At 42.2% G+C, this 7,450-nt stretch carries 6 protein-coding genes; 5 read left to right on the top strand and 1 reads right to left on the bottom strand.

The features are described 5' to 3' along the window. Positions 1–53: 53 nt before the first annotated feature. The 5 genes from DW657_RS16050 (at position 54) to DW657_RS16030 (ending at position 5,883) form a co-directional block, all read left to right on the top strand. Positions 54–638, top strand: a complete 585-nt coding sequence (locus tag DW657_RS16050) for a M12 family metallopeptidase (RefSeq protein ID WP_203052006.1) — start codon at positions 54–56, stop codon at positions 636–638. A gap of 196 nt (positions 639–834) precedes the next feature. Next, complete coding sequence (locus DW657_RS16045; RefSeq protein WP_181992801.1) at positions 835–1,080, top strand: hypothetical protein; 246 nt, start codon at positions 835–837, stop codon at positions 1,078–1,080. A gap of 329 nt (positions 1,081–1,409) precedes the next feature. Further along, positions 1,410–3,710, top strand: a complete 2,301-nt coding sequence (locus DW657_RS16040; protein ID WP_117663915.1) for a hybrid sensor histidine kinase/response regulator — start codon at positions 1,410–1,412, stop codon at positions 3,708–3,710. Beyond that, complete coding sequence (locus tag DW657_RS16035) at positions 3,707–5,023, top strand: sigma-54 dependent transcriptional regulator (protein ID WP_117663914.1); 1,317 nt, start codon at positions 3,707–3,709, stop codon at positions 5,021–5,023. Before DW657_RS16040 ends, DW657_RS16035 begins: the two co-directional genes overlap by 4 nt. 230 nt (positions 5,024–5,253) lie before the next feature. After that, positions 5,254–5,883, top strand: coding sequence for an RteC domain-containing protein (locus tag DW657_RS16030; protein ID WP_118066929.1), 630 nt, complete (start codon positions 5,254–5,256; stop codon positions 5,881–5,883). 77 nt (positions 5,884–5,960) lie between these two features. Here the strand turns inward: DW657_RS16030 and mobC are convergent. Then, on the bottom strand, positions 5,961–7,450 hold a 1,490-nt coding region (mobC, locus tag DW657_RS16025), incomplete at its 5' end, for a conjugal transfer protein MobC (protein ID WP_233547191.1).

Below are 7,450 nucleotides of genomic sequence, written 5' to 3'. Positions count from 1 at the left end.
ATCTCAAATTTTAACGAACTATTGATATAAAACTACCCAACATTACAGTGCACATGAATGAATCTGCTGTTGAAGGTAGTGGTAGTTACGGCCTTATACAAGGAGGACAGTTCATTAATGTTCCCGCCGCATTGAAGTCTGAATCAGATGATGAGATTCGACGATTCTTCCTCCATGCTTTTTGCAATGCTGCCGGAATGTTCAATGAACAACAGCGCAAGGATCGAGATGATTATGTAACAATCAATCTTAATAATGTAAAAAGCAACTGTAAATCTGCCTTTACGAAAATTACTAAAAATTACACTATGCAGGGAAGTTTTGACTATTTTTCGATAACATTGGCTGCATCTACAGATTATTCAAACGGCTCTGGAAACACCATTATGAAAACAGGCAATTACTCTATTGCCAAAACCTACTCTCTTTCTTATAATGATATCTATTTTTTAAATGAGCGTTATTTGCCTTACATCGCAAGGACAGATAATTATATCGAATTAGATGATACATATTATCCAAATGGTCAAAAACTTACAGAGGCAGAAAGATTACAGTTGCAAACACAATTGAATAACCAAAGAGGATTATACGGTGAGCCTCCTCTAAGCGGTAGAGCAACCTTAATAGAATGGTAATTCAAGGATTGAGTAGATATATAGCCTGCATATTTCATACTCACCTGTTATGCGCATGAGCCAAAGGCGATTTTGTAGGAAACACATTGAAAGTTATGAATATTTACATTTCGAGAATCAAAGATGTCCTTCTCGGTGTTAATCTTCACGTTTCTCAGCCATAAGTACTCGCTATTTCTCTCATTTTTTGAGATAATTGCATAATGAGGGTAATTTAACAGGTGAAACGGCAGAAGCAGAACCAACACCTTATCAAAAGACTGCAAATTGCAAAAAATATGAAGCAGAACTTGGTTGGTATGGATTGATGTCACTAAGTGGAAAAGTCATTACTCCTCCAAGATATTGCGATATTACAGCCATTGGCTACGACTTGTATTTATGTAAAACTGATGATATTAGAGGTGAAGTTCTGAATGGTAAAGGTGTAAGAGTTAGGTAAACGACTCTCTCATTTACTCATTGATAAAGCTGACAACGCAAAAGACTTTTCAATAAGATTCAGAAGGATGGTAGGATTGAAACTCTTGCCATCCTTTTTCGATTAAGTCTCACAATCTACACTTTATCAGCTTTTGGCTTTCTTGCCAATGGTTATTATTCAATAATGGCTCTTATCTTGACGATATGCTGTTTTTACCAAGAAATTACATAAAAGTTGTTATAATATATATAAATATTCGTCTTTGATACTTCCTGCCATTATCTTTGCCGATTAAAATGTTATTGCAAAGCAATAATGAAGTAATAGAAACGTAAAAAGTAAACAACATGGAACGCAAAGAACAGACCGGGCATATCTGTAGATGGATGGCTTTAGGCATCATGACTGCCATCGTCATCGTAGGATGTACCATTGTTATCGGCCTATTTGAATGGCGCGACAGAAAGGAGATTGAGTGTAGAAATGCAGAACTGCATCAGTGGCGAAAGAATGTGCATGACTTAAACTTGCACATAACGGAATTGTCACTGCTTGGTGAAATGGTTGCGGATTGGGACTCAACAGATGTAAATGAGTATCATTCGCTTCGATTGGAAGTGAACAGTATGCTTCAAGGCATCGCAGATATTTGTCTGCAAGAAGATTCTGATACAATCTGCCATCTTCTTGCAGAAAAGGAACAGCTCCTTTTGGATATAAAGGATGCCATGCAGGATCTGAATGCCACTCAAGAAAAGCTGACCGCAGAAGTTCCAAGAATTGTAGAGCAGAATAAGACTGAAAGCAAAAGACTTTCAGCTATGCCACAGCAGGCAAAGCCAAAGAAGCGCGGTTTCTTCAGCAGATTGTTCGGCAAGAAAGAAAATGCAGTAACAACAGGCAACCGTTTAACCCAAACTGAAAAGATGCTCACCAACCTAAACCAAACGGTTGTTGCTAAACATCACCAGCAAAGCCGTAAGGTAGTGGAGATATTGGATAGTCTTGGAAACAGAAATGAAAGTATCAATAAGCAGTTGCAAAGAGTAATCAGCATAGCTGATGAGAATGTGGATAAAGGCATCAAAGTTCGTGAGCGACAAATCGCAGACTTGGAAGGCAATTATACCTATTATTATATAGGGATGATAGGATTGTTGATATTGGTATTTTTCGTATTATTCCTATTGGTATGGCGATTCGCATTCAAGACACGTAAGAGCAAGGAAGAAACAAGAAAGGTGATGCTGACTGTAACGCATGAGATGCGCAGTCCCTTGTCTGCCATCAAGGATTATGCTCGCAAGATTAGCGGACTTGAAGATGCTACGGATGAAAGCAAACGGTATGCCGACTTGATTGTTGACACATCGAAAGGCTTGACTTCTATGATTGACAGTTTCCTGGTTTACTCCAAATTAGCGAATGGAAAGGCGACCGTCAAGGAACGCCCTTTCCGCATGATGGACATTGCCGAGCAATTAAAAATGGAGTATGAGCCCTTTGCTGCGAAGAAACAACTGGAATTGAGCGTCAGCAATAAGGCAGATGGTGTTGTCAATGGAGACAAGGAAAAGGTGCTTACAATAGGACGCAATCTACTTTCCAATGCCATCAAATATACGGGAAAGGGTGAGATAGTATTGTCCACAACCTATAAGAATGGTGTATTCATGCTAAAGGTTAAGGATACAGGAACAGGATTGGATGACAAGCAACAAAAACAAATCTTCAAGGAATTTGCAAGATTGGGAAATGCGGTCACCCAACCGGGATTTGGCTTGGGACTTTCCATTGTCAAGAACCTCGTTTCACTGATGAAAGGAAAAATCGATGTGTCCAGTCACCAAGGGCTGGGAAGTATCTTTACCATTAGTCTTCCTATGGCTGCAGCCGAAAAGCAGAATGTGGAACCAATCCAGTATAGAACGAAACGACAAGATTCGTTTACTGTCATTGCCATTGATGATAGCCATGTGCAACTGAGTACCATCCGTGAGGCTTTTGCATCAAACGGCATTGTATGTGACACTTGTAATAATGCCACGGATTTATTGGATATGATGCGCAAAAAATCTTATGATCTGCTGATAACGGATTTGAAGATGGCTGAAGTGAATGGTATCGAGATTCTGGAAATGATGCGTATGGTGAACGTGCGTAACTCCAAGACCATTCCTGTTGTCGTTATGACAGCAGCACCAAATGTGAGTGAGCAAGAACTGCTTGGCGCAGGATTTGTCGCTTGTCTGTTCAAGCCGATGTCTGACAAGGATTTGATAAACACTGCCAGAAAGTGTGTGAATGGTAAGATAGCAGAAAAACAAATAGACTTTTCTATGTTGCTGACCTACGGCAATGAAAAAGAAACTTTGGAGAATTTCGTAAAGGAAATGACTGACACATTGGGCAGTATCCGTAATGCAGCCCAAGAGGAGAACCGCAAGAAAATGTCCGATGCCATTCACCACGCAAGAAGCTCGTGGATGATGGTACAATCTGACGAGTCTTTGAACTATCTTTTTGACCTGATAGAAGATTCTACATCATCAGACGACGTTATCAACCAAGCGGTTGAGGATGTTTTCGCACATGGTGAGGCAATCATCAAAGCCGCACAAAAGAAAATTGAGGAGGTAACAGCATGAAGAAAGTAATAATCATTGAAGACAGCCCGACATTTTGTAATATGTTGGGCAAGAAGTTGGAAGCGAAGGGATGGAAAACAATCTTATGCTACAATTACAGAGATGGTCTGAAAGCTGTGAAGGAATCCTCTGAATGGGATGTTGTCATTTCGGATATGCGCTTGGGGAATGATAACGGTATCGACCTGTTGGAATGGATGCGTAGTAACGGCTACAAGAATCCATTTATCATCATGACATCTTACGATGAAAGCATGAGTGCCGTGAGGACTATGAAATTGGGAGCGGAAGACTATATACCGAAGAAATTGTTGCTTGATGTAGTTTATGAACGTTTGGAAGAAATCATAGACAAGCAGAAACGACTCGTCGAGTTGAATAACAAGATTGTTTACCGCAAAAGTGAGAAGTTTCGCCGTATATACAAAATGGCAGAATTGTTTGCCAAAAGCGACATGGCTGTTATGATATTGGGCGACAATGGTACTGGCAAAGAACATATAGCGGAAAAGATACATCTGCAAAGCAAAAGAGCCGACAAGCCTTTTGAGGTAGTAGATTGCGGTACGCTTTCTGCGGAACTTGCCGTTTCCGCTCTCTTCGGACATGAGAAAGGGGCATTCACAAGTGCAGACGCAGCAAGAAAAGGTTACTTTGAATTGGCTTCTGGAGGTACGCTGTTCTTGGACGAGATAGGCAACCTGCCGAAAGACGTACAGGCGATGCTGCTGCGTGTGTTGCAATCCAAGAGCTACCGACCATTGGGAGCTACAAAAGACAAAGTGGCTGATGTGCGCATTATTGCCGCTACCAACGAGAATCTGCAAGAGGCAGTTCGGGAAGGACGATTCAGAAGCGATCTGTATTATCGACTTCACGAAGCGGTTATTGAGATTCCACGGTTGCGGGATTGCAAGGAAGATATTATGCCATTAGCTAACTTCTTCCTGAAACTATATGATAGGCATACGGACAAAGAAATAAAATGTATCAGTAAGGAAGCGCAAAGGGCACTTGTAAGCCATACATGGCCAGGCAATGTGCGTGAGTTGAAATCATGTATCATGCGAGCTATGCTGTTATGCGAGAATGAGATAATAGATGTCGAGGACTTGCAGTTGTCACAATCGGCATTGACAGAAGAGGCTTTGGACTTTGATGAACAAGAACGCAAGATCAATCGAGAGCGTATCTTGTGGGCTTTGAAGCAATGCAATGGCATCAAGCGTGATGCAGCAAAAATGTTGGAAATGAGCCATACTACATTCTATACCCGTATGAAAGAGTATGGTATTCCTACTAACAAGTTGTAACGGTATAAGAACCGTGTAAGGAAGATTGGACGAGTGTCCGGTTTTCCTTACACTATTTCTTCTTGCAATTTCCTCGTGAAAATCTTATTCTCTTGAAAAAGTTGCTGATTATCAGGAAATATCATCATCCTATTGTTTAGTCTGTCTTGGAATGGCATAGGTATTGGACTAATAAATGATGTGCGCACAGAAACATCAAATTAGTACAAACCCATAAAAGAGACAGCAACATGGAATACAACATATTGATAGAGACTGATTTTTTCAACTTGCTGAATGCAGGTCATAAGAACAAAGGTGGTAACGCTTTGGAGAACTCATATCGTGAGTTTATCAAGGTTGTGGTTGATTTATGCAGCACCAACGTGAAGCAAGCGGTCTTTGCACTGTCATACGCAGAGACCGAGCTTGACTTTCATCTGTCAATGCCCCATATAAAGGATTGTTTGGGAACCGTAGGCTTGTATGTGCGCAAAGCAAATGCATTTGTCCGCAGAATGCAAGAGCATGTGGCAGCAACATATCATCTTCATGTGACCACATCCACTTCAGAAGCCTCTCCGCCAGTATCATCAGAATCAAAGCCATTAGTAAAATGGACTGGCAATGCCGTTGACCTTGTAGAAATGGTATATGGCATCTGCGTAATGGGAAGCGTGAACGATGGCGATGTGAAATTCAAGGACTTGGCGCAAGCCATGTACCAGTTCTTTGGCATCAAAGCCAAGGACTGCTATCGTTTCTATACCGACATCAGAAGACGCAAGAACCATAGCCGTACTTACTTCCTTGACAGAATGCAGGAGAAGTTGAACGACAAAATGCGAAAGGATGATGAATTGGAAAGAATGAGACGATAAAAAACGATAAATCCCATATATGTATGCAGGGGCGAGTAACTGAAAGGACAATTCCTAAAAGTTACTCGCCTTATTGTTTATTTCTGTATGAGATGCTTTAAGCTCTCGTCACCAGCGATGCGCTCCAGCTCGTCCTTGACAATCAGCTTGACATCCTCCTTGATTTGGTTGTAATTGTCCAGAATAGCTTGCTTCATACAGTCGTTGCCATCGGCATCCTTGAAGTCGTTGATGATGGGGATAGGCTGATAATGGCTTTCCTCTCGCTTTACCTTGTCGGTGTCAACAACAATCTCGGCATGGAAGATCTTCTGCTCTATGCGCTCGGTGAAGTTGTCGGAAACAGAGCCGACAAACATACCTTGGGTGAGTCCGCTAATCTTGCTCGGCGGAATGAGACTGTCCATCTGGGTATTGATAGATGTAGAGACATCCTGACGATTGATGGAAATGGACTGGCGCTTTTGGAGCACCTTGCCAAAACGCTCGGATAAAGTCTTGGCGGTCTCGCCAACGACCTGACCGCTGAAGATGTTACCTACCGTATTGATAACCACCTTTGCCTCCTTGTCTCCATAATCGCGAACCAACTGCGAGAAGTCTTGGAAGCCTAAACACACCGCCACCTTGTTGCTTCGTGCCGTAGCAATCAGGTTATCCAATCCCTTGAAATAGATGGTCGGCAACTCGTCAATGATAACGGATGATTTGAGTTGTCCCTTCTTGTTGATGAGTTTCACGATGCGGCTGTTGTACAAACCAAGTGCCGCACCATAAATGTTCTGACGGTCGGGATTGTTGCCGACACATAGAATCTTCGGTTCTTCGGGATTGTTGATGTCGAGTGTAAACTCGCTTGCGGACATCACCCAGTAGAGTTGTGGTGAGATCATTCTTGAAAGTGGAATCTTTGCGCTTGCAATCTGACCCGCCAACTGCTCCATCGCCCCACCTTGCCAGGCATCCATGAACGGAGATAGGTAGTTCTCCAGTTCGGGATAGCTCGTCAGTATCGGAAAGACATCCTCGTATCTGCGGTTAAGCAATTCGATGGCATGGGGAAAGGTACAATACTTCCCGTTCTTGTAGATTCTTAGGTACCAAATGATGGCTGCAAAGAGGATAATCGGACTCTCCACGAAAAAGTCGCCCTGCTTCTGGACCCACGTCTTGTTGAGGTTGAGCATGATGGTGTATGCACTCTCATAAGCATCGGAAATGTCACTCATGAAATCCGGGTGAATGGGATTGCAGCGATGACTTCTGCGAGGATCATCAAAGTTGATGACATAGAACTGGGGCTTGACCTTATATCCATTCTGATGGTTCATCATGTGGTTGTAGGCAATCGTCGAAAGGTCGGGAAACTTGAAATCATAGATATACATTGAATACCCCTTCTCTATCTGCTGTTTGATGTAGTTGTTCACTACAGCAAAGGACTTACCACTACCCGGTGTACCTAACACGATGGTGGCACGGAATGGATTGACTACATTGATCCATCCTCTCTGCCATTTCTTCTTGTAATAGAATCGTGTTGGCAGATTGACGGAATACTCGTTCT

This window comes from Prevotella sp. AM23-5 (assembly GCF_003473645.1).
Classification (GTDB): domain Bacteria; phylum Bacteroidota; class Bacteroidia; order Bacteroidales; family Bacteroidaceae; genus Prevotella; species Prevotella copri_A.
This window is presented reverse-complemented; position numbering and strand designations above follow the sequence as displayed.

Coding starts and splice junctions, on each gene's coding strand:
- DW657_RS16050 (WP_203052006.1), top strand. CDS start 54: ATGAATGAATCTGCTGTTGAAGGTAGTGGTAGTTACGGCCTTATACAA.
- DW657_RS16040 (WP_117663915.1), top strand. CDS start 1,410: ATGGAACGCAAAGAACAGACCGGGCATATCTGTAGATGGATGGCTTTA.
- DW657_RS16035 (WP_117663914.1), top strand. CDS start 3,707: ATGAAGAAAGTAATAATCATTGAAGACAGCCCGACATTTTGTAATATG.
- DW657_RS16030 (WP_118066929.1), top strand. CDS start 5,254: ATGGAATACAACATATTGATAGAGACTGATTTTTTCAACTTGCTGAAT.